The 18,608-nt window shown below is 70.3% G+C and carries 15 protein-coding genes and 3 pseudogenes; 5 read left to right on the top strand and 13 right to left on the bottom strand.

Going from position 1 to position 18,608, the window contains the following annotated elements; all coding sequences use genetic code 11:
- The first annotated feature begins 486 nt into the window (after positions 1 to 486).
- Entirely contained in the window at positions 487 to 2,166 is a 1,680-nt protein-coding gene (locus tag ACFV9T_RS12555; RefSeq protein WP_385439167.1) for a hypothetical protein, read from the top strand.
- A 120-nt stretch (positions 2,167 to 2,286) separates the two neighbouring features.
- Positions 2,287 to 3,040: pseudogene (locus tag ACFV9T_RS12550) on the top strand (integrase core domain-containing protein).
- Here ACFV9T_RS12550 and ACFV9T_RS12545 read toward each other — a convergent pair.
- Positions 2,992 to 3,459, bottom strand: coding sequence for a hypothetical protein (locus ACFV9T_RS12545; protein WP_385439312.1), 468 nt, complete (start codon positions 3,457 to 3,459; stop codon positions 2,992 to 2,994). The pseudogene ACFV9T_RS12550 and the gene ACFV9T_RS12545 overlap by 49 nt on opposite strands.
- 12 nt (positions 3,460 to 3,471) lie before the next feature.
- On the opposite strand from ACFV9T_RS12545, the gene ACFV9T_RS12540 reads away from it, so the two are divergent.
- Complete coding sequence (locus ACFV9T_RS12540) at positions 3,472 to 3,723, top strand: hypothetical protein (protein ID WP_385439310.1); 252 nt, start codon at positions 3,472 to 3,474, stop codon at positions 3,721 to 3,723.
- Positions 3,724 to 3,900: 177 nt separating this feature from the next.
- On the opposite strand, the gene ACFV9T_RS12535 is transcribed toward ACFV9T_RS12540, so the two are convergent.
- Positions 3,901 to 5,463 (bottom strand): protein kinase, encoded by a 1,563-nt coding sequence (locus ACFV9T_RS12535; RefSeq protein ID WP_385439165.1) that lies wholly within the window; start codon positions 5,461 to 5,463, stop codon positions 3,901 to 3,903.
- Positions 5,464 to 5,670: 207 nt separating this feature from the next.
- Between ACFV9T_RS12535 and ACFV9T_RS12530 the strand changes: the two are divergent.
- A pseudogene (locus tag ACFV9T_RS12530) lies at positions 5,671 to 6,192 on the top strand (hypothetical protein); the annotation flags it as partial.
- A 592-nt stretch (positions 6,193 to 6,784) separates the two neighbouring features.
- Here the strand turns inward: ACFV9T_RS12530 and ACFV9T_RS12525 are convergent.
- From ACFV9T_RS12525 to ACFV9T_RS12515, 3 genes are all read right to left on the bottom strand, one after another.
- Entirely contained in the window at positions 6,785 to 8,245 is a 1,461-nt protein-coding gene (locus ACFV9T_RS12525) for an MFS transporter (RefSeq protein WP_385439162.1), read from the bottom strand.
- Positions 8,242 to 9,186 carry a nucleoside hydrolase gene (locus tag ACFV9T_RS12520; protein ID WP_385439160.1) on the bottom strand — a complete coding sequence of 315 codons (945 nt, stop codon included), beginning with the start codon at positions 9,184 to 9,186 and terminating at the stop codon, positions 8,242 to 8,244. Before ACFV9T_RS12520 ends, ACFV9T_RS12525 begins: the two co-directional genes overlap by 4 nt.
- Positions 9,187 to 9,332: 146 nt before the next feature.
- Complete coding sequence (locus ACFV9T_RS12515; RefSeq protein WP_385439157.1) at positions 9,333 to 10,091, bottom strand: SDR family NAD(P)-dependent oxidoreductase; 759 nt, start codon at positions 10,089 to 10,091, stop codon at positions 9,333 to 9,335.
- Between the two features lie 137 nt (positions 10,092 to 10,228).
- On the opposite strand from ACFV9T_RS12515, the pseudogene ACFV9T_RS12510 reads away from it, so the two are divergent.
- Positions 10,229 to 10,441: pseudogene (locus ACFV9T_RS12510) on the top strand (hypothetical protein); the annotation flags it as partial.
- Between the two features lie 13 nt (positions 10,442 to 10,454).
- Here the strand turns inward: ACFV9T_RS12510 and ACFV9T_RS12505 are convergent.
- From ACFV9T_RS12505 to ACFV9T_RS12470, 8 genes are all read right to left on the bottom strand, one after another.
- Positions 10,455 to 11,264 (bottom strand): BTAD domain-containing putative transcriptional regulator, encoded by an 810-nt coding sequence (locus ACFV9T_RS12505; RefSeq protein ID WP_385439155.1) that lies wholly within the window; start codon positions 11,262 to 11,264, stop codon positions 10,455 to 10,457.
- A gap of 286 nt (positions 11,265 to 11,550) precedes the next feature.
- Positions 11,551 to 12,663, bottom strand: a complete 1,113-nt coding sequence (locus ACFV9T_RS12500; RefSeq protein ID WP_385439153.1) for an HAD-IIIC family phosphatase — start codon at positions 12,661 to 12,663, stop codon at positions 11,551 to 11,553.
- Positions 12,660 to 13,769 carry an acyl-CoA dehydrogenase family protein gene (locus ACFV9T_RS12495; protein WP_385439150.1) on the bottom strand — a complete coding sequence of 370 codons (1,110 nt, stop codon included), beginning with the start codon at positions 13,767 to 13,769 and terminating at the stop codon, positions 12,660 to 12,662. Before ACFV9T_RS12495 ends, ACFV9T_RS12500 begins: the two co-directional genes overlap by 4 nt.
- On the bottom strand, positions 13,762 to 14,049 hold the full coding sequence (locus tag ACFV9T_RS12490) for an acyl carrier protein (protein ID WP_385439147.1): 288 nt from the start codon (positions 14,047 to 14,049) through the stop codon (positions 13,762 to 13,764). The genes ACFV9T_RS12495 and ACFV9T_RS12490 overlap by 8 nt, the downstream gene beginning before the upstream one ends.
- On the bottom strand, positions 14,046 to 14,942 hold the full coding sequence (locus tag ACFV9T_RS12485; protein WP_385439144.1) for a 3-hydroxyacyl-CoA dehydrogenase family protein: 897 nt from the start codon (positions 14,940 to 14,942) through the stop codon (positions 14,046 to 14,048). Before ACFV9T_RS12485 ends, ACFV9T_RS12490 begins: the two co-directional genes overlap by 4 nt.
- 46 nt (positions 14,943 to 14,988) lie before the next feature.
- Positions 14,989 to 16,098: a Rieske 2Fe-2S domain-containing protein gene (locus ACFV9T_RS12480; RefSeq protein ID WP_385439141.1), complete on the bottom strand. Its 1,110-nt coding sequence runs from the start codon at positions 16,096 to 16,098 to the stop codon at positions 14,989 to 14,991.
- 4 nt (positions 16,099 to 16,102) lie between these two features.
- Complete coding sequence (locus ACFV9T_RS12475; RefSeq protein ID WP_385439138.1) at positions 16,103 to 17,575, bottom strand: cytochrome P450; 1,473 nt, start codon at positions 17,573 to 17,575, stop codon at positions 16,103 to 16,105.
- A complete protein-coding gene (locus ACFV9T_RS12470; protein ID WP_385439136.1) occupies positions 17,572 to 18,600 on the bottom strand; it encodes a 3-oxoacyl-[acyl-carrier-protein] synthase III C-terminal domain-containing protein in 1,029 nt (342 codons plus the stop codon). Before ACFV9T_RS12470 ends, ACFV9T_RS12475 begins: the two co-directional genes overlap by 4 nt.
- Positions 18,601 to 18,608 lie beyond the last annotated feature (8 nt).

The raw sequence follows: 18,608 nt of genomic DNA, 5'->3' as shown, positions 1-18,608 counted from the left end.
CCGCGTGTCGGTGTCAGTGGCCACAGCTAGGCTCACGACCACCGCTATACGGGAGGTTTGTGTGACATACGGTCTGCTGACGTCAGATGTGCCGCTCGGTCCGTTCGAGGGCTCCTGGGTCACCGTGTGGTCGGCGCAGGGCAAGCAAGCGAAGCTGCATGCCAAGCCTTCGTGCTCCTATCTGCGTTCGGCTCGCGTCACCGAGCGGGAGGTACGGCTGGAGGCTTCGACGGTCGGCCGGTTGTGTCCCCAGTGCGCGGCGTACGGCTCCTGGGCGCGTCCCGGGACGGGGCTCGCCGTTTTCCTGGATGCGGTGACGGGTCTGGGGCTGCTGTATGAGCTGGACCGCTATCACGAGGCGGACGAGGACACCTTCAGCGACGGAGATGTGGGCCACGCGGCGTCCGTACTCATCCGGACCCCATCGGGCAGCGAGGCGAGTGACCCCGCCGACGGTGAGGACGAGGCGGATGACGAACGGCGGGAGTGCGGCGCAAAGCCGACCGTCTGGAAGCGTTGCGTGCCCAGGCCGGACAGCTGGTCGCCCCGGACTCGCTCGTGCTGGCGGCAGCGGTTTCGGCCATGGAGGAGCCGGACGTCCCCGCCGATGACCCGGCTTTCGCGCCGCTGGGTACCCCCACCGAGGCAGCGGCGAAGTTGACGTCGTTGTGGCAGCGGTGGCGCAGCACGGTGGAGAACAACTGGGATCATCCGGGCGAGCATGAGTACCTCGTCCACCACCTGGCGAGCGGGATGAGCCGTCGGCGCAAGGGATACGACGAGATGCTGCAGCGCGCCCGGGTGCTGCTGAGCGCGTGGGAGGAGGAGGCCCGGGCGGTCATGGCCGGCGGGGGCGATGAACATGTTCTTGTGGCGCGGGTGCCCGCCGGAGCTCTGGCCGAGCGTGACGGCCGTGAGTCGTTCTTTGATCGGCTGAGTGAGTGGGAGCGGGGTGTGCTCGCGTCGTACATGGTCGCCGTGGACTGGGGGCAGCTGGCGCAGCTGGCCATCACGGTGCGGGTACCTGGGGCGGTGGCCGCCTGTCTCTTGTCCCCACAGTGCGAGCTCTCCTACAGTGCACCGGCTCACGAGGCGTCGCAGGCCGTAGCCGGGACGGAACCGTTTCCTGTGGCGAGCGAGGGGTTGCGGCCTGGGGTGTTCGACGACACCCCGGTCCATGGCCGCCGCCTGCTGACCGTGGAACATCTGCGCGCGCTGCGCAGCACGATGCGGGGTGCGGAGCAATTGTATGCGGTGCTCGGCGTCGACACCGGCATGGAGGTGGTGAGCTTGAGTGTTCTGGAGCAGCGATGCGCCACCGGCTGGCAGGGCGTCATCCTCGCCGGCGCGAGTGACCTGCCCGATGAACTGTTCAGGAGCCGCCTGAAGGCCACGTCCGAAAGCTCCCCTGAGAGCGCGAGCGTGTGGCCCTCTCCCGTGTACGACCCGCATGATGAGGCGTTCGGCCACGGCCTGAGCATGGCCGAGGGTGAGCGGGTGCTCATGCGGCTGTGCGAGGCGCGTGACGACGCCAGTCATGCGCTGAGGTCCCTGGCTCTCGCCCGTTCCGTGGCGGACCTGCGTGATCTTGATTCCGTGGGATACGACGAGTGGAACCGTCCGCGCCTCCCCTTCGTACCTGCTGTGTGGGACGGTCTGCTGGCGATGGAACAGCTGGACCTGGAACCTTTCGAGTCCGTCTCGGACAGCGACTGGTCCCATGGCTCGGGTCTTCCGCTCGGTGTCCTCGCTTCGGTGCAGGCGTACACCACGGACGCGGCCGGCCGCTTCCAGGGCCGGGCCCACTCCCCCGGCTGCGCCCACCAGCGGCCGCGGCGCGGGGTCGGCCGCCACGACGAGATGGTGACCATTGAGGAGCTGCTGGGCAACGAGCGGTTCGACCCGTGCAGCAAGTGCGGCGGATACGCGGTGCGCCGCCTCACTGGGCCCCAGGTCGCCTACTACCGTGCCGCGCACCGGCTGCACGATGTCGTGCAGAGCAGCCGTACAGCATCTCGGCACGGGACCGCCGATGCGGACAGGCGTGCGCAGACTCTCGATGAGCTCGGCGACCTGGACGCTCAGATCGCGGAAGCGTGGTTCCCCTCACAGGGGCAAGCCCGGCAGTGGCGGCGGATCATAAACCGTCTGCGCGATGAGCTCTAGGTGTGCTGTCCGGGCACGTTGGTGACGGGCGACGCGCCGCGAGTGGTGCTTGAACGAGGCGAGGGCCTCTGGTTTCGGTGTGGATTGCGACATCTACCACCGAGACACAGGAGGCCCTCGTTGATCCACCGTAACGCCCCGCTGACCCCGACCGGCAGGCTGCGTCTGGCCCGGTGCGTCGTCGACGACGGCTGGCCGCCGCCGCCACGGAGCAGCGGGCCTGCACGACCGCTCCAGCCGCCCGCACCGCTCATCGCGCCGAACGCCCACCGCCATGGAGGAACAGGTCCTGCACAGGCGCCGTGAACACCGCATCGGCCCACTGCGGCTGGCGGCCCGCACCGGTATCGCCGCCTCCAAAGACTCGGCCGCATCCCCGACTGCGGCGGCCACAAGACGCTCGGCAGGGCGGCCAGCCGCAAGAACCGCACCGGCACCGGCTACGCCTACCTGCACACCGCCCTGGACGACCACTCCCGCCTGGTTCGCCGAACGCGACGTGACCGTCCAGCGCGTGCTGACCGGCAACGCCTGGTCCCACAGCAAGACACCTGGCGACAGACCTGCCATGACCTGGGCATCAGCCCACGCTTCACCCGTCCCTGGCGACCGCAGACCAACGGCATGGTCGAACGCTTCCACCGCACCCCTGCTGGACGAGTGGGCCTACCACCGGCCTTACACCTCAGAGACCGAACGTCAGGCCGCGTTCCCCGACTGGCTGGACTGGTACAACTCCCAACGACCCCACACCGGAATCAGCGGCCACACCCCAGCCAGTCGCATCACCAACCTCTCCGGACAGCACAACTGCCACCCGCCACATCAGCTCCAGGGGAATGGAAGAGGGCCCGCGCCGTCGTCAAGGATCTGAGGGGCCCTATGAGTGAGGCAGGGTTGCCGAGTCGATGTAGGCGGTCGTGGCGGCCTTGGACGCATCGTGAGCGGGCCCATCCAGCGGGTCCCAGTCTTGGTGCCGTCGTCATAGGTCCAGAAGGTCACCGAATCCGGCTGCCAGTCGAACATGTACGTGTGGAACTGGGCCGCCGAATTGAAGCCCGCGATCGGCTTGACGGCGGCCGGGCTGTTCTCGCCTGCTCGCGGCTTCGCGCACTTTCCGCCGAGCGTGGTGGTGTAGCAGTTGTCGAGGATCTTCCCGGTGCGCATATCGACCACCCGCGAGATCTTACGCACCTCCCCGGTCGCGTCGTCGTAATCGGTCCACAGCGTCAGCCACAACATATGGGGCTGGGCACAGAGGACCTCCACATCGATCTCATCGTTATCCGGCACACCGTTGCCGTTGTGCTGAGCCGCATCCGCAACGCCTTCCCGTCATCGGCCCCGGAAAGAGAAACCACGGACGGGCTGCCACCCGGCCCACCCGTACTGGAGAAGTGGGGAGAATCACCGGTCCAGTTCTCGACAAGCAGCGCGGCACTCTCGGGCACAACGCTGATGACGAAAGCCACCGCGGCAGCGGCGGCCGCCGCTGCCACAGCCAACCTGCGTCCGGTACGTGATGTCCGGATGTTCATCGGACTCCTCCGTGGCTGATGCCCTGCGCGCGCGGGCAGGGCGGTGAAAAGCCGGAGGCCGGACCCGGGAGCGCTGAGCTACGCCCACGGCGCGTTGGGCCGCGGCGCTTCAGATTGCCGTCACCGCACGACGGCCCGCCGCGGGCTCAGACCGGGGGCAGTGCCTGGACACCATCGTCGGGCCCGAAAGGAACGGTCAGCGGTCCGTTCCGGTCTCCCAGAGCACGGTGGAGGCGCTGGATTTGATCACAACATTTCCGTCGGCCTGGAACACGAGGATCGCTCCTCGGTGGCCATTGGTCCGTGAGGACCACAGGGACTTCCCGGCGCTGTTGTAGACGACCAGATTGCCGTCCGTCTGGAAGCGGGCGGAGTTGCCCTTGCCACCCGTCATCGCGGCCCAGCGCGACTTGCGGTGTTGGTCGTGGACCACCAGGTTGCCGTCCTGCTGCATGGTCAGGCTCCTGATGCCGGCCACCACGGACGCTCCGGTATGCAGCTCGAACGGGGCCTGTATGACCTTGAGTGCCGCGCCCTTCTCCTGGGGCTGGACCGGGACGGACGGTGGCTTCCCCGCGGTCGTCGAGGCAGCCGGACCGGACGGCCGTCCCTTCCCGGACGGGGAGGACTCGGCCGAGGAACGCTCCGTACCAAAATGAACGGCGGCGGCGACGGCCACCACCACGCCGACCGTCGCAGTGGCCGTGATCAGCAGCCGGGCGGGCCGACGGCGCCGGGCGGGCTCGGACGACGCCGGAGTGGAAAGGACGGTGTCAGACCTCATCACCATCGAGGCCGTTTCCTGACCGGCGAGGGCCGCGATGGAGGGGTCCGCGAGGGGCTGGGGTGCGAGGTCGGCCAGGGTGCGCGCCGAATGCTCTGCCTCGGTCAGCTTTCCGGCGAGAACCGTCGGACATTCCTCAGCCCAACGCCCGATCCCGCCATCCCGCTCCTCCAGCCATCCGCTCAGCTGAGCCGCCGTCGGGCGCCCGGCCGGGTCCTTGTCCAGACACGCGGTGAGCAGCGGCACCAGCTCCGGGGGAACGCCCTCGAGGTCCGGTTCCTCGTGGACCACCCGGTACAGCAAGGTGGCCGCCGGGATCCGCTCCCCCGCGCGTGAGAAGGGGCCACGTCCGGTCGCGGCGTAGACCAGCACGGCAGCCAGCGAGAACACGTCGGCGGGTTCAGCGGCGACACCGCCGGTGGCCTGGTCCGGTGCGAGGAATCCGGGGGAGCCCACGGAGACACCGAGGCGGGTGTGCCGACTGTCGTCGGCGGCCCGTGCAACACCGAAGTCGATCAGCCGTGGACGGTCGCGTGCCAGCAGGATGTTCCCGGGCTTGACATCCCGGTGCGCGAGGTCGGCCTGGTGCACGGCCTGCAGGGCACCGCCCAGCTCGGCGGCGAGGGAGAGCAGCGCGGCCTTCTCCAGCGGACCATGAGCCGCGACCCATTCGGCGAGCGACGGCGCCGGCACATACTCGGTGGCCAGCCACTGCGGGCGCTGGCCCGGGGCACTGTAGTCCACGACGGTCACAGTCCACGGCGAACGGACGCGGTCGCTGTTGCGTATCTCGCGGGCGAACCGCTCCTCGAACCCCGGCTCGGAGCTGAGATCGTCTCGGATCGTCTTCAGTGCGAGCAGCCGACCCGAACCCGTCCGGGACAAGTACACCTGCCCCATGCCGCCCGCACCGAGACGGCCGAGTAACGGATAGCCGCCGATGGACGTCGGGTCCGAAGGCTGGAGGTTATTCATGACTACTTGTTCCCCGGAAGTGTGCATCAGCGCTCGAACGCGCTGGGCCTTGGCTTGCATGCTGGTGAGCAGGATGGTCCGCGTTCGCAAGTATGCCCGACGGGTTCGCCCTTCGCCTCCGTTCCAACTCAGCGGCAGTGCCCGGAGGTTGTACCCGTCCCGAGCACCTCCCAGAACCTCACCCCCGTGACTCAATGAAGGCTGACCAGCGGACTCGGTCGCGCGCTCGGCAAGGCCGGGTGCCGGGTCATGCCGTGGGAGCAGCTGGGGCGCACCGCCCCTGACCTGATCCTTTCCGCCAACGAGAACATCGACGTACCGGAAGGCGACTGCCCGGTACTGGTGCTGCCGCACGGCGTCGGATTCCAGAAGCTCGTGCCGGACTCACGGAGTCCGCACGACAGGCTCTGGGGGGTCGTGAACGACTCCCTGTTGGAGGCAGGGCGTGCCTGGCTGGCGGTGTCCCATCCGGCGCAGGAGGAGCAGTTGCTCGCCGCCCGCCCGAAGGCAGCCGGGCGCACGCTGCTGGTCGGCGACCCATGCTTCGACGAGGTGGTCAGCAGCCGACCCCGCAGGGAGGCATACCGGGAGGCGCTGGACGTCGCCTTGGAGGCGGGACTGCTACTGATGCCGACCGTCCACGCCTGGCGGCCCGCACTCGTCGCAGCGGACGTCCTCATCGGCGACCATGGCTCGGTGACGCTGTACGGGGCGTCAGCCCGAACGCCGCCTTCTTAAGCTTCCGGAGCCGCCTTCACTGCCACCATCCCCCTCGCACCGCCCGTCCCGGATCCGCCCGCCTCGCCGGTCACGTCCGCTCCGCGAGTGAACCCGGAATGCTGTCGCCGCAACCCGGCAGCGACCGCAGGCACATGGCGAGAGCTTCGGAGACATTTCGCGCCAGCAGAGGTCACCGGCGCGGACCAATCGCGCAGGTCGGCGAAATCCACGTACAGCTGTCCATCGGGAAACCGCCCCCGGGCACGACGGGTACCTGATCGGGCCTGTCCAGCTCGGCCTACGGCACCGACTGGACATTGAAGGTGATGCCACCGTGAATGCGCGACCTTCCCGGAAGACATCTTCCAGTCGCCGCCGCCACCGGGCCTGGATGTCGGCTTGGGCCCCGCGTCGCCCGCCGCCCGGGGGGGGAGCCCAACTTCACGCTGTGCGCTTGCAGTTCGCCCTCGGCGGCTCGCCCTGAAGCGCGTCGTCCCAAGAAGCGGGCCAGCCCGCTCTTCGTCCGCTCCCACGATTCCGAGCCCGACCAGCGTTGTCGCCCCTGACGCGGCGAGCGCCGCCAACTCGGCTTCCACGCACGTCAGTCCGTCGCTTCCGCCGCCACCGGCTTGGGGATGAGGAAGGACGTCACGAAGGCCGCGGCGATGAGGACGGCTCCCGTGATGATGCCCGCGCCGTAGCCGGTGGTGGACGTCTTGTCGGCGGGCTGGGCCGCCGTCTGCGCGGCATAGACGAGGGCGAAGCTGAGGCCCGCGCCGAGGTTGAAGGCGCCCGCGTTCAGGCCCGGCAGAAAGCCGGGGTTCTCCTTCGGGGACAGGACGATGCCGAGCCCGTTGAGGACGATGTTGCCCACGCCCGCGTAGGTGATGCCGATGAGGACCGACGCCGCCAGGAGGAGCGGGCGGGAATCGGCCCGCAGGGTGAGGAGCATCAGCACGAGGGTGGCGGCCGAGCCGATGAGGCCGAGGCGCAGGATGCGGCCGTAGCCATGGGTGGCGGCGAGACGGCCGGCGAGCGGGCCCATGGCCAGGCCCGCGAGCGCGTACGGGATCAGGGTCCACCAGGCGGACTGTTCGGCGGTCATGCCGAAGCCGGTCCGGGCGTCCTGGGCGAAGGCGGGAACCATACCGTTCATGACGGCGAACACGCCCGTCATGGTGAGCACCGTGGTCAGCAGCAGGGCCCAGGTGGAGCGCTGCCTGAGGTGGTGGGTGGCGACCAGGGGGTGGCCGCTGCGGCCCTCGGTGCGCCAGAACAGGGCGAAGGCGATGGCGGTGACGGCGAACAGGACGGCCACGAGCGGCCAGTTGGCGCCGCCGAGCTTCCCGGCCTCGTTCAGGGCGATCAGGGCCGCCCCGACCGAGGCGACCAGGAGGGCGACTCCGGGCCAGTCCATGCGGCTTTCGGCATCGGCGGTCCCGGTGGCGACCGACTCGGGGGTGAGGGTGGCGACCAGGACGGTGGCGAGTGCGGCGACGGCGGCCATGGTCCAGAAGATGGACGGGAAGCCGTGGTGGTCGGCGAGGTATCCGCCCGCGAGGGAGTCGACTCCGGCGATGCCTCCGTTGACGGCGGTGATGACGCCGAGGAGGGTGCCGTACTTCTTCGGTTCGTGGACTTCGTTGCGCAGCATGATCAGGCAGAGCGGCACGGTGGGTCCGGACACGCCTTGGATGACACGGCCGGCGAAGAGTACGGGGACGCTCTCGGCGAGCGCGGCCATCACACAGCCGACGACCATGAGCGCCAGCATTCCGGCCAGGACCCGGCGTCGGCCGATGAGGTCGCCCAGGCGGGGCAGGAAGAGCGAGAAGAGGGCCGCCGAGGTGAAGAACGCGGTCTGGGTCAGGCCGACTTCGGCCGAGGTCGCCCCGAGGGAGTCCTCGATGTTCTTCAGGGCGGGGCTGAGCATGCTCGCGTTGAGCTGGAAGGCGAAGCAGGCCGTCAGGAGCGCGGTGACCAGGACCCAGATCCGGACGGGTCCTGTGCCGCCTGTCGAGGGCGCCGGGGCGAGGGCCGGTTCGGTGGAGGGGGTGTTCATGCGCGTACGTCACCGATCCGCTCGAGGGCGTCCACGATCAGGTCCCAGAAGCGCTGGTGGTCGAGGGTGACCGCGACCTGGGTGTGGCAGTCGTCGGGCGCGGGCGCGCGGAGGTCGGTGACGGTCATGCCGAGCGTGAGGGTGCCGGTGAGTTCGACGTCCACGGGGGCCTTGCGGACCGTCATGACGGTGGGGTCGATGACGTACGCGACGGCGCACGGGTCGTGCACCGGGGGGTGGTCGAAGCCCTGTTCCTTGAGGTACATGGCGCCGAAGAAGTCCAGCAGCTCGTTGACGAAGGTGGCGGGGGCGGTGCCGACCCGGGCGATGCGGTCGGTGACCTCCGGCGTGGCGAGGGCCTGGTGGGTGAGGTCGAGCCCGACCATGGTGACCGGCCAGCTCTCGTTGAAGACGATGTGGGCGGCCTCGGGGTCGATCTTGATGTTGAACTCGGCGACGGGGCTCCAGTTGCCCGTGTGGTACCCGCCGCCCATCAGGACGACCTCGCGCACCCGCTGGGCGATACGGGGCTCCTTGCGCACGGCCAGCGCGATGTTCGTCAGGCCCGCGGTGGGAACGATGGTGATCTCGCCGGGCTCATGAGCCATCACGGTGTCGATGATGAGGTCGACGGCGTGGCGGGGGTCCAGGGACAGGGTGGGCTCGGGCATCGCAGGGCCGTCGATCCCGCTCTCGCCGTGGATATCGGCGGCTGTTTCGACGGTGCGCACCAGCGGGCGGGGGCAGCCCGCGGCGAAGGGGACGCCGGTGATGTCCGCGATACGGGCGACCGAGAGGGCGTTGCGGGTGACCTTCTCCAGCGTCTGGTTCCCGACGACGGTGGTGACGGCGACCAGCTCGACGTCGGGGTTGCCGTGCGCCAGGAGCATGGCGATCGCGTCGTCGTGCCCCGGGTCGCAGTCAAGGATGATCTTTCGCACTGGTTCCCTCTTGAATCGTGTTGAACGCCGAAGCCCGAAGACGAACACTCGGCCGCTTGCCGCATGACACGAGGCCCTCACCCCTGACTGTCAGCTCCACACCGTAACGCGATCGCCTCCGCCACCTTTCACCCGCCACCCAGGGGTCAGTGGGCGGTGAGGCCGCCGTCGACCACCAGCTCGGAGCCGGTGACGAACGAGGACTCGTCGCTCGCGAGGAAGAGCATGGCCGAGGCGACCTCCTCGGCGCGGCCCGCGCGGCGCATGGGGGTGCGCACGATGTCCGGTTGCTGGTCGCCCTGCTCCTCCAACAGCTCCTGGATCATGGGGGTGGCGATGACACCGGGATGGATGGAGTTGACCCGTACGCCCTGACGGGCGTATTCGACGGCGGCGGTCTTGCTCAGCAGGCGCACAGCGCCCTTGGACGCCTGGTAGGCGGCGGCTGCTCCACTGCCCACGATCCCCAGGACGGACGAGGTGTTGATCACCGAGGCGTCGCCGGTGGCGCGGAGCAGGGGCATGGCAGCCCTCATCCCGAGCCAGGTCCCCTTCTGGTTGACGTCGATGACCCGGTCCCACAGGTCTTCCCGCGTGTCCTCGACGCCCGGCCAGTCCACGATGCCCGCGAGGTTGACGAGAACGTCCAGCGTGCCGAACCGCTCGCGTACGGTGCTGATCACCTCGTCCCATTCCTGGGCGGAGGAGACGTCCAGCACCGCGGTGACCACCTCCCCGCCGGTCTCCTCGATCCGTAGCGCCAGGGCGCCGAGGGGTTCTTGGGCCACATCGGTGATGATCAGGCGCGCGCCTTCGCGGGCGAACAGCTCGGCGGTCGCCGCGCCGATTCCGCCCGTCGCACCGGTGATCAGCGCGACCTTGCCAGCGAGTCGTCGTGCGGTCATGGTGGTGTGCTCTTCTCTTTCGTCCCGGTCGTGTCTCAGAAGCGCTCCGCTCGCTCGAGTCTGGGCGCCCCACCGACCGCCAACCAGGCCGTATGCCGCCTAGGTGCCACGCACCCAGGCACACGCCGGTGCGTGACATGGCCACTCAGGTGACGGCGACGGCGGTGTCCGCCGGACTGCTGCTGACCGCGTCCTACGGGGAGACGCTGCACAGCGTCGGAGCCCGGGTGATGTACGTGGCGTCGATGCTGTACGTACTCGCGGCGGTGCTGGCGTGGAAGCCGGGTGGCGGCTCGCCCCGGCCCATGTGGCACGCGTCAGGGTTCCTCGTACTCGCCTCGGTCCAGGTGTGGCCCGGCGCCCCTAGAACGCGGCGGCCTGGGAACCGCTCTGCCCCTGTGCGGCCGCTTGGCCCGGCGGGCGGCAGGACACCTGGCAGCAGCGGTCCGAGCGCTGGTCGGCGTGGCGGGCCCAGTCGGCTTCCGCGCGCCCCCGCGCCGGGGTGGCGGTGTCCTGCCTCAGCAACGCGGCGTGCGCCTGGCGGAGTTCGGGGCCCGGGTAGAGCCCCAGTTCATCGGCCAGGCGCCGCCGTACGGTGTCGTACACGTCCAGGGCTTCGACCTGCCGCCCGGCCCCATGCAGGCATGCCATCAGCTGCGCTGCCAGCGTCTCGCGCAGCGGATGCTGGACCAAGGCGCTCCGCAGGCCCGCCACCGCCTCGGCGGGCCGTCCGGTGTGCCGTAGCCGCTCGGCCAGGGCTTCCAGCGCGTTCAGGCGGGCGTCTTCCCAGGGAATGGCGAGATCGTGCCAGGAGCCGCATCCGGCCACATCGGTCAGAATCTGTCCGCGCCATAACGCCAGGGCCTCACGCAGCAGAACGACGGCGTCGATGTCCTGGGTTCGCTCGGACGCGGCGTCCACCAGCTGCGTGAACCGGTGCGCGTCCACGCGGTCCGCTTCAATGGTGAGCGCATAACCGGGAGAACACGTCTCAATGGACACGCGGGGGCCGAGTGCCTGTCTGAGCGCGGATATGTGGCCGTGCACGACGGTGCGGGCGTGTTTGGGAGGGGCGCCCTCCCAGAGCACGTTGACCAGCCGTTCCATGGATACGACCCGGTTCGCGTCCAGCGCCAGGAGGGAAAGAAGTGCCCGCCGCTTGCGCGTCTCCACCCGCATGAGAGTTCCGCTGCCGGACATCAACTGCACGGGCCCTAATACCTTCACGTGCAATGGACATGCCTTTCTCGAAGCCATTTCCGCCATTGCCCCAGGCCACAATGCTCTTCCCGGTCGGGCAATGTAATGACTCCAATACCGTAACTTCGCCTCCCCTCCGCCCACAACGGTGCCATGAGAGCCCGAAATTCCCTAGATTATGTTTACGGACGGCCGAAGCCTTATCACTAGGGGGCGAACTCCGATGCCCCGCACGCCAAGTCGGCAAACGAGACCAACGTCACCTAGTTTCTGATGGAAAGTAATTTCTGGTGAGGTCGCACGCGATCAGCCGGGCCGTGGCGGGTGCGTCTCGGCGCTCGGCCGCGAGGTGCAGCAGCTGGACGTCCTCGCCGGAACTCTCCGGGACCGGGCCCCGGCAGTCGCAGGGCCGCTCGTCGAAACCGGCGAACCGGTAGGCGATCTCCATCATCCGGTTGCGGTCGGTGGCGCGGAAGTCGGCCAGGAGGTGGACACCGGCCCGGGCGGCCTGGTCGACCAGCCAGTTCAGGATGATCGTTCCGGCGCCGAACGCCACCACCCGGCACGAGGTGGCGAGCAGTTTGAGGTGCCAGGCCCCCGGGTGCTTCTCGAGCAGCAGCACGCCCACCGCACCGTGCGGCCCGAAGCGGTCGGCCAGCGTCGTGACCAGGACCTCGTGGCGGGGGTCGGCGAGGAGCGCGCGCAGCGCCTCGTCCGGGTAGTGCACCCCGGTCGCGTTCATCTGGCTGGTGCGCAGGGTCAGTTCCTCGACCCGCGACAGCTCGTCCTCGGTGGCCCGCCCGATGCGCATCACCATGTCCAGCGAACGGAGGAAGTCCTCGTCCGAGCCGGTGAACCGGGCCTGCTCGTCCGTACGCCGGAACCCGGCCTGGTACATCGTCCGGCGCCGTCGCGAGTCGACGGTCACCGACTTCGGGCTGAATTCGGGCAGGCCGAGCAGCGTCGCGGCGTCCTCCGCCGGATAGCAGCGCACGTCCGGGAGGTGGTAGGCGACCTCGGCCCGCTCGGCCGGCTGGTCGTCGATGAAGGCGATGGTGCCGGGAGCGAAGTTCAACCGCTCGGTGATCCGGCGTACCGCGTCCGACTTGCGCCCCCAGCCGATCTCCGGCACGACGAAGTAGTCGGCGACGCCGAGCGCCTCCAGCCGCGCCCACGCGAGGTCCTGGTCGTTGCGGCTGCACACCGACTGGAGGATGCCCCGCGCGTCCAGGCCGGTGATCACCTCGCGGATCGCGTCGGACAGGACGACGTTCTCGTCCTCCAGCAACGTGCCCTGCCAGAGCGTGTTGTCGAGGTCCCAGACCAGGCACTTCACGGTCGCGGGCGGGACCGCCGGGGCGGTGTCGCTCATCTGCGGCTCCTTGTGGCGGCGTCGGCCAGGATCAGCTGGCACACCTCGTTGCTGCCCTCGATGATTTCCATGAGCTTGGCGTCGCGGTACGCGCGCGCGACGACATGCCCGTCCTGCGCCCCGGCCGACGCGAGCACCTGGACCGCGTCCGCCGCGCCCCGGGCCGCGTGCCGGGCGCTGACGTACTTCGCCAGCACGACGGCGGTGGCCAGGTCGGCGGCGTTGTCGTCCCAGCAGCGGCTGGCGTACTCGCAGGCCCGGGTGGCGACCTGCTCGGCGGCCCACAGGTCGGCCAAGTGGCGGGCGACGAGCTGGTGCTCCCCCAGCGGACGGCCGAACTGGTGCCGGGACGCGGCGTGTTCGGCGGCCGCCGCCACACAGGCCCGCAGGATGCCGACACAGCCCCAGGCGACGGAGATCCGGCCGTAGGCCAGGGCCGTTGTCACGAGCAGCGGCAGCGGCTGCCGCCCGCCGCCCAGCACGCTGTCGAGCGGCAGCCGCACCTCGTCGAGCAGGACGTCCGCGTGCCCGGCCGCCCGGCAGCCCAGCGGATCGGCCACCGGCCGCACCCGGACCCCGGGGGCGGTCCGCGGTACCACCACCACGGCGCCGCCCTCCCCCATCCGGGCGATGACCAGGAGGAGATCGGCGTAGTCGGCGGCGGTCACCCACTTCTTGCGCCCGCTGAGCACCAGGGTGTCCCCGTCGACGGTGGCGGTGGCCGCGATAGCCGACAGGTCGCTGCCCGCCTGCGGTTCACTGAAGGCCACGGCCGCCGTGTCGCCCGAGGTCAGCCGTGGTAGCAGGGCCGCCGCCTGCGCCGGGTCGCCGAGCCGCTCGACCATCCACGCGGCCATGCCCTGCGAGGTCATGACGCTGCGCAACGAGCCGCACAGACTGCCGACATGCGCGGTGAACTCCCCGCTGTCCGCGCTGCTCCACCCCAGTCCGCCGTGCGCCGCCGGGAGCTGGGCCGTGAGCTGCCCGGCCGCGCCGAGCTTGCGCACCACGTCCTCGGGTAGCCGTCCCGCCCGGTCCCAGCCGGAGGCCCGGTCGCCGACCAGCTCGGTGACCGCCGAGGCCGCCGAGGCGACGGCGTCATGCACCGGAGCCGCCGGGGGCGGGCTGCCGCAGCCGTTCGACCAGCGCGACCATCCCCCGTACGGTGCGGAAGTTCTCCATCCGCAGGTCGGCGCCGCGGATGGCGATGTCGTACGTCCGCTCCAGGTGCACCACCAGCTCCATGGCGAAGAGCGAGGACAACCCACCGGAACCGAAGACGTCCGCGTCGGTCGCCCAGGTCTTCCCCGTGCGCTTCGCCAGGAATCCCAGCAGGTCCGTCTGGACCGTGCCGGGGGCGCCGATGGGGTCGGATGACGTCGTCATGTCTGCTCTCCCTCATAGTCGTAGAAGCCACGCCCGCTCTTGCGGCCGAGATGGCCGTCCCGCACCATCTCCAGCAGCAGGTCGCAGGGGCGGCACCCTTCGTCGCCGGTCCGGCTGTGCAGCACCCACAGCGAGTCGACCAGGTTGTCCAGCCCGATGAGGTCGGCGGTGCGCAGCGGGCCCGTCGGGTGGCCCAGACATCCCCGCATGAGCCGGTCGACGGACTCGGCGCTCGCGGTCCCCGCCGCCACCACCCGGACCGCGTCGTTGATCATGGGGTGGAGGATCCGGCTGGTGACGAAACCGGGCGCGTCGTCGACCACGATCGGCTCCCGCCCCAGCACGGCGAGCAGTCCGCGCACCGCCTCCAGGGTGGCCTCGCCGGTGTGGGTGCCCCGGATGACCTCGACCGTCCGGATCAGACAGGGCGGATTCATGAAGTGGGTGCCGATCAGATCCACCGGCCGTGCCGTCATCCCGGCCAGTTCGTCGATGGGTATCGACGAGGTGTTGGAGATGACCGGGGTGCCCGGCGCGACCAGTTCGGACACCTCCGCGAGGACCTTCGCCTTGGTGTCGGCGTCCTCGGTGACCGCCTCGATCACCGCGGTGGGGGCCGCGCCACCGGCCGTCACCAGGTCAGCGAGCGACAGCCCGGTGACGAGAGCGCCGGGGACGGCCTCGTCCGGCAGCGCGCCCATCAGCCGCGCCGTCCGCACCTGGTGGCCGATGCTCGCCGGGGCCTCGTCCAGCCGCCGCCGGTCCAGGTCGATCAGCGACACCGCGACACCGTGCCCGACCGCGAGCGCGGCGATGCCCGTCCCCATCACCCCCGCGCCGAGCACTGCCAGTCGCTGCCCGGCGCCGGGCGTTCCGTACTCCTCCGCTGCCATGTCGCCTCTCTTTCGGTACCGGTCTCTTTCGGGCCCGGCCCGGCGGTCACACCTCCGGGCGGCTCACCTCGTCCCGGGAAGGCCGTGGTGCCACAAGGCCGTCCGTGGGCTGCGTGTAGAACTGCTGCGCCCAGTGCCGGTACCGGCCGATCGGGCCGTCGCCCTTGGCGAGCTTGGGCTGCTCGACGTGTTCCTGGTGGTGCCACATCAGCAGGTCCGCGCCGGTGTCGACGCTCGCCACCCGCTGGAGGACGGCGCTCAGCAGCCGGGCGACGGGCATCGCCGCCGCGCGCCCCAGCGTCTCGGGCACCCCGGGGACGCCGTTCAGCTCCAGCTTCGTACCGAACCGCAGCTGGATGCGTCCCGGGCTGGTCGGGGTGGCGTGGAGCATCACGTAGAGGTTGCCCGCGCCCAGGGGCAGGACCGTGCGCGCCGCGATGGTGGCCAGTCCGATCACGGTGAGCGTGTAGGACTGGCGGAACCCGCGCATCATGGTGCCGCGGGCGGTCGCGGTGACGGTGCTGATGGGCTCCCCCGCCACCGGCGAGCCCTCGATGTCGAGCCCCTGGAGACCGTGCAGCGCCGGGAGATGACCCCAGTCGAAGGCGTTCTCGATGACGTCCTGCGGGTGACCGGCGATATCGAACGTGTCGTGGCTGTACGGCTGCCGGTCGTCCATGGGGAAGACCGGGACCTCCCACTGCGGGGGCATGCCGAGGGCGTGCCACCACACATAGATCGAGCCGTTGGCCTCGCACACCGGATACTGCGTCAGCGACGCCTTCGGCGGTGGCTTGTCGTAGCCGGTGCGCACGCAGACACCGGCCGGGTCGAAGGCGAACCGGTGGAAGGGGCAGACGATGTCCTCGCCCTCGACCGAGCCGCCGACCCCGAGATGCGCGCCCAGATGCGGACACCGGGGCCGTACGGCACGCAGCACACCCTTGGCCGTCCGGTAGAGGACGACCTCCGCGCCCGCGAGCGGACGGGTGGTGACGGAGCCGGGCCGCACCTCGTCGGAGAAGGCCAGGCAGAACCACCCGTTCGGATACGGGCGGGAGTCAGCGTGCAGGGTGTCGGCCGGGGCGGCACCGGGCAGACTGACCCGCCGGGAGCTGAGGAGCTGCTTCACGAGGGGCTTCAGGTGAGGCTTCATGGCATCACTCCGAGTGCTTCACCGGGCAGGTGGCGGCGCCCGGCTGCGTGGATGACTGGGCGGATGGCCGGGCGGGGGTGGAGCGCGGCGCGGCCGCGTGCAGCCCGGCCCCGTCGGCGCCGCCCGTTCGCCGCTCGCTGAGCCGCAGGCGCAGCCCGCGCGAACTCAGACTGGTCTCCACCTTGGGCTGGAACGGCTGGTCGCCGACGGGGGTCAGCTCCCAGCGGGCGACGATGGCGGTCAGCGCCAGGATGGCCTCGGTGAGGGCGAACTGGTCCCCGATGCACTTGCGGGCGCCCGCGCCGAACGGGATGTAGGTGGCCCGGTCGGGCTGAGCGCCGTCCCAGCGGTCCGGGTCGAACCGGTCGGGCTCGTCGTAGAGGTCGGACCGGCGGTGCAGCAGGTACGGGCTGAGGACGAGGGTGCTGCCGCCCTTGAGCCGTACCCCGCCGAGTTCGGCGTCCTGCCGGAGGGTGCGGGTCATCATCCAGGCGGGCGGATACAGCCGCAGCGTCTCGGTCACCACGCGGGCGGCCAGGCCGAGCGAGGGCAGCTGCGCGGGATCGGGCTTCCCCCCGGCCAGGACGGCGTCGGTCTCGGCCTGGAGGCGGTGCTGGACGTCCGGGTTGGTGGCGAGCAGGTGCAGCGCCCAGGCCAGGGTGATGGCCGTGGTCTCCATCCCGCCGAGGAAGAACGTCAGGGCCTCGTCCGCCAGTTCGGTGTCGCTCAGCTGCTTCTGGCCGTCCTGGCTCTCCTCGTCGACCGCCGCGACCAGGGTGGAGAGCAGGTCGGCGTGGTCGGTCGGATCGGCCCGACGCTCGGCGATGACCTGCTCGATGGTGGCCGACAGCCGGTTGCGGGCGCGGTCGTACCGCCGCTTCTGCGGGGTCGGCAGCCGGCGCAGCAGGGCCGGTGTCATCATCCGGCGGAAGAACGCGCTCACGATGATGGCAGTGTCGTCCAGGGCGCGCCGCATGGTCTGCGCGGGCAGCGCGCCGCTGAACATCGTCTCCATGGTGGCCCGCGTCGTCAGCGTCATCATTTCCTGGGTGACGTCGAGGATGTCGCCGTCGCGCCAGGATGCCGCCTTCAGCTCGGCGGCCCGGGCGAACACCGCCCCGTACCCGGCGAGCCGGGTGGGGTGGAACGACGGCTGGCACAGCCGCCGTTGCCGCCGGTGCAGATCGTACGAGCAGGTGGACAGGCCGTCGCCGATGACCTCGCGGATCCGGTCGTAGATCGGGCCGCCCTTGTCGAAGACGCGGTCGTTGAGGAACACCTGCCGGGTCAGGGCCGGGTCGCACACCATCACGGCGGTACTCGGGCCCAGCCGCAGCCGGACCATCGTGCGGTACCCGGACAGCGACATGATGAACGCCAGCGGGTCGCGGAGCAGGGGCAGCGCGTGGCCCAGCAGCGGCAGGGCCCGCGGCGCGAGCGGAACCGACGCGGCGGTCGCCGTGCGTGTGTCCGTCATGGACAACCTCCTTCTGTTTGTGAGCGACCGGCCGGTGCCGCGGCGACGGGATCGCGGGTGATCTCGAACAGCGCGGTGGTCCAGCGGAAGCCGACCCCGAAACTCACGACGAGGACGCGTTCCCCGGCCCGCAGCGTGCCGGAGCGGAACGTCCGGTCGAGAGCGAGCAGGACGTCGGACGGGCCGGCGTGGCCGAGGTGCCGGCCGTAGGTCCAGCTGGTGTCATCGGCACGGAGGCCGAGGGGTGAGCCGGAGAGGAGCATGTCGAGCACGACCGACCCGATCGCGATGGGCAGCACGTGCGAGATCTCCGCCGGTTTCACACCGCTCTCGTCGAGGACGGTCTCGATGCAGCGGTGGGTGGCCCGCTGCAGTACATCGATGTGGGGCATGAACCCGGTCTCCTCGACGGGGAACCGCCGGGCGGCACCGGTGTAGCCCTGCCTGGCCCGGGTCTGCGCCTCCAGTTGCGACTCCGTGACATGGGCGGTCGCCACCAGGCGGGCGAAGCCCGTCCCCCGCGTGAGGACGGCGGCGGCCCCGGCGTCACCGGCCACGTAACCCAACTCCCGTGAATAGCCCCACCGTTCGTCCGGGAATCGGGCACCGGTCGTGACCAGCGTGGCTTTCGCGTCCGGCCGGGCAGCGAGGTGTTCGGCCGCGACGACGAGTGCGGCGGCCCCGCCGTCACTGGCGGCACCGACCTCGATTCCGGCGGTGTCCTTTCCCCCGAGCACCCGCATCAGGTAGGCCGAGGGCGTGTAGTGGTCGCCGTCCTGGAACCCGGCGTGCACGAGCAGGCTCAAGGAGGCACTGGCGACATCCGCGTGGCGCAGTGCCTTGAGGCCGGCCCGGGCCGCCATCTGCGTCGCCGTGTTGTCGTTCGAGACGGCGGCCGAGGTGAATCCGTTGAGTGCCATCATGGAGGGCTGTCCGGTGCCCGGTCCGCCCCGCGGCTCGTGCTCGGGCCTGATGGGTGGTATCCACGCGCCGGTTCCGGCGATCGTGATGTCCTGCCACAACACCGCTGTCT

Source organism: Streptomyces sp. NPDC059850, from assembly GCF_042731515.1.
In the GTDB taxonomy this organism is placed as follows: Bacteria; Actinomycetota; Actinomycetes; order Streptomycetales; family Streptomycetaceae; genus Streptomyces.
This window is presented reverse-complemented; position numbering and strand designations above follow the sequence as displayed.

Bases quoted from the DNA above. Each gene is read 5' to 3' on its own strand.
- ACFV9T_RS12480 (WP_385439141.1), bottom strand. From the start codon at position 16,098: ATGAAGCCTCACCTGAAGCCCCTCGTGAAGCAGCTCCTCAGCTCCCGG.
- ACFV9T_RS12535 (WP_385439165.1), bottom strand. From the start codon at position 5,463: ATGAATAACCTCCAGCCTTCGGACCCGACGTCCATCGGCGGCTATCCG.
- ACFV9T_RS12500 (WP_385439153.1), bottom strand. From the start codon at position 12,663: ATGAGCGACACCGCCCCGGCGGTCCCGCCCGCGACCGTGAAGTGCCTG.
- ACFV9T_RS12485 (WP_385439144.1), bottom strand. From the start codon at position 14,942: ATGGCAGCGGAGGAGTACGGAACGCCCGGCGCCGGGCAGCGACTGGCA.
- ACFV9T_RS12475 (WP_385439138.1), bottom strand. From the start codon at position 17,575: ATGACGGACACACGCACGGCGACCGCCGCGTCGGTTCCGCTCGCGCCG.
- ACFV9T_RS12490 (WP_385439147.1), bottom strand. From the start codon at position 14,049: ATGACGACGTCATCCGACCCCATCGGCGCCCCCGGCACGGTCCAGACG.
- ACFV9T_RS12525 (WP_385439162.1), bottom strand. From the start codon at position 8,245: ATGAACACCCCCTCCACCGAACCGGCCCTCGCCCCGGCGCCCTCGACA.
- ACFV9T_RS12515 (WP_385439157.1), bottom strand. From the start codon at position 10,091: ATGACCGCACGACGACTCGCTGGCAAGGTCGCGCTGATCACCGGTGCG.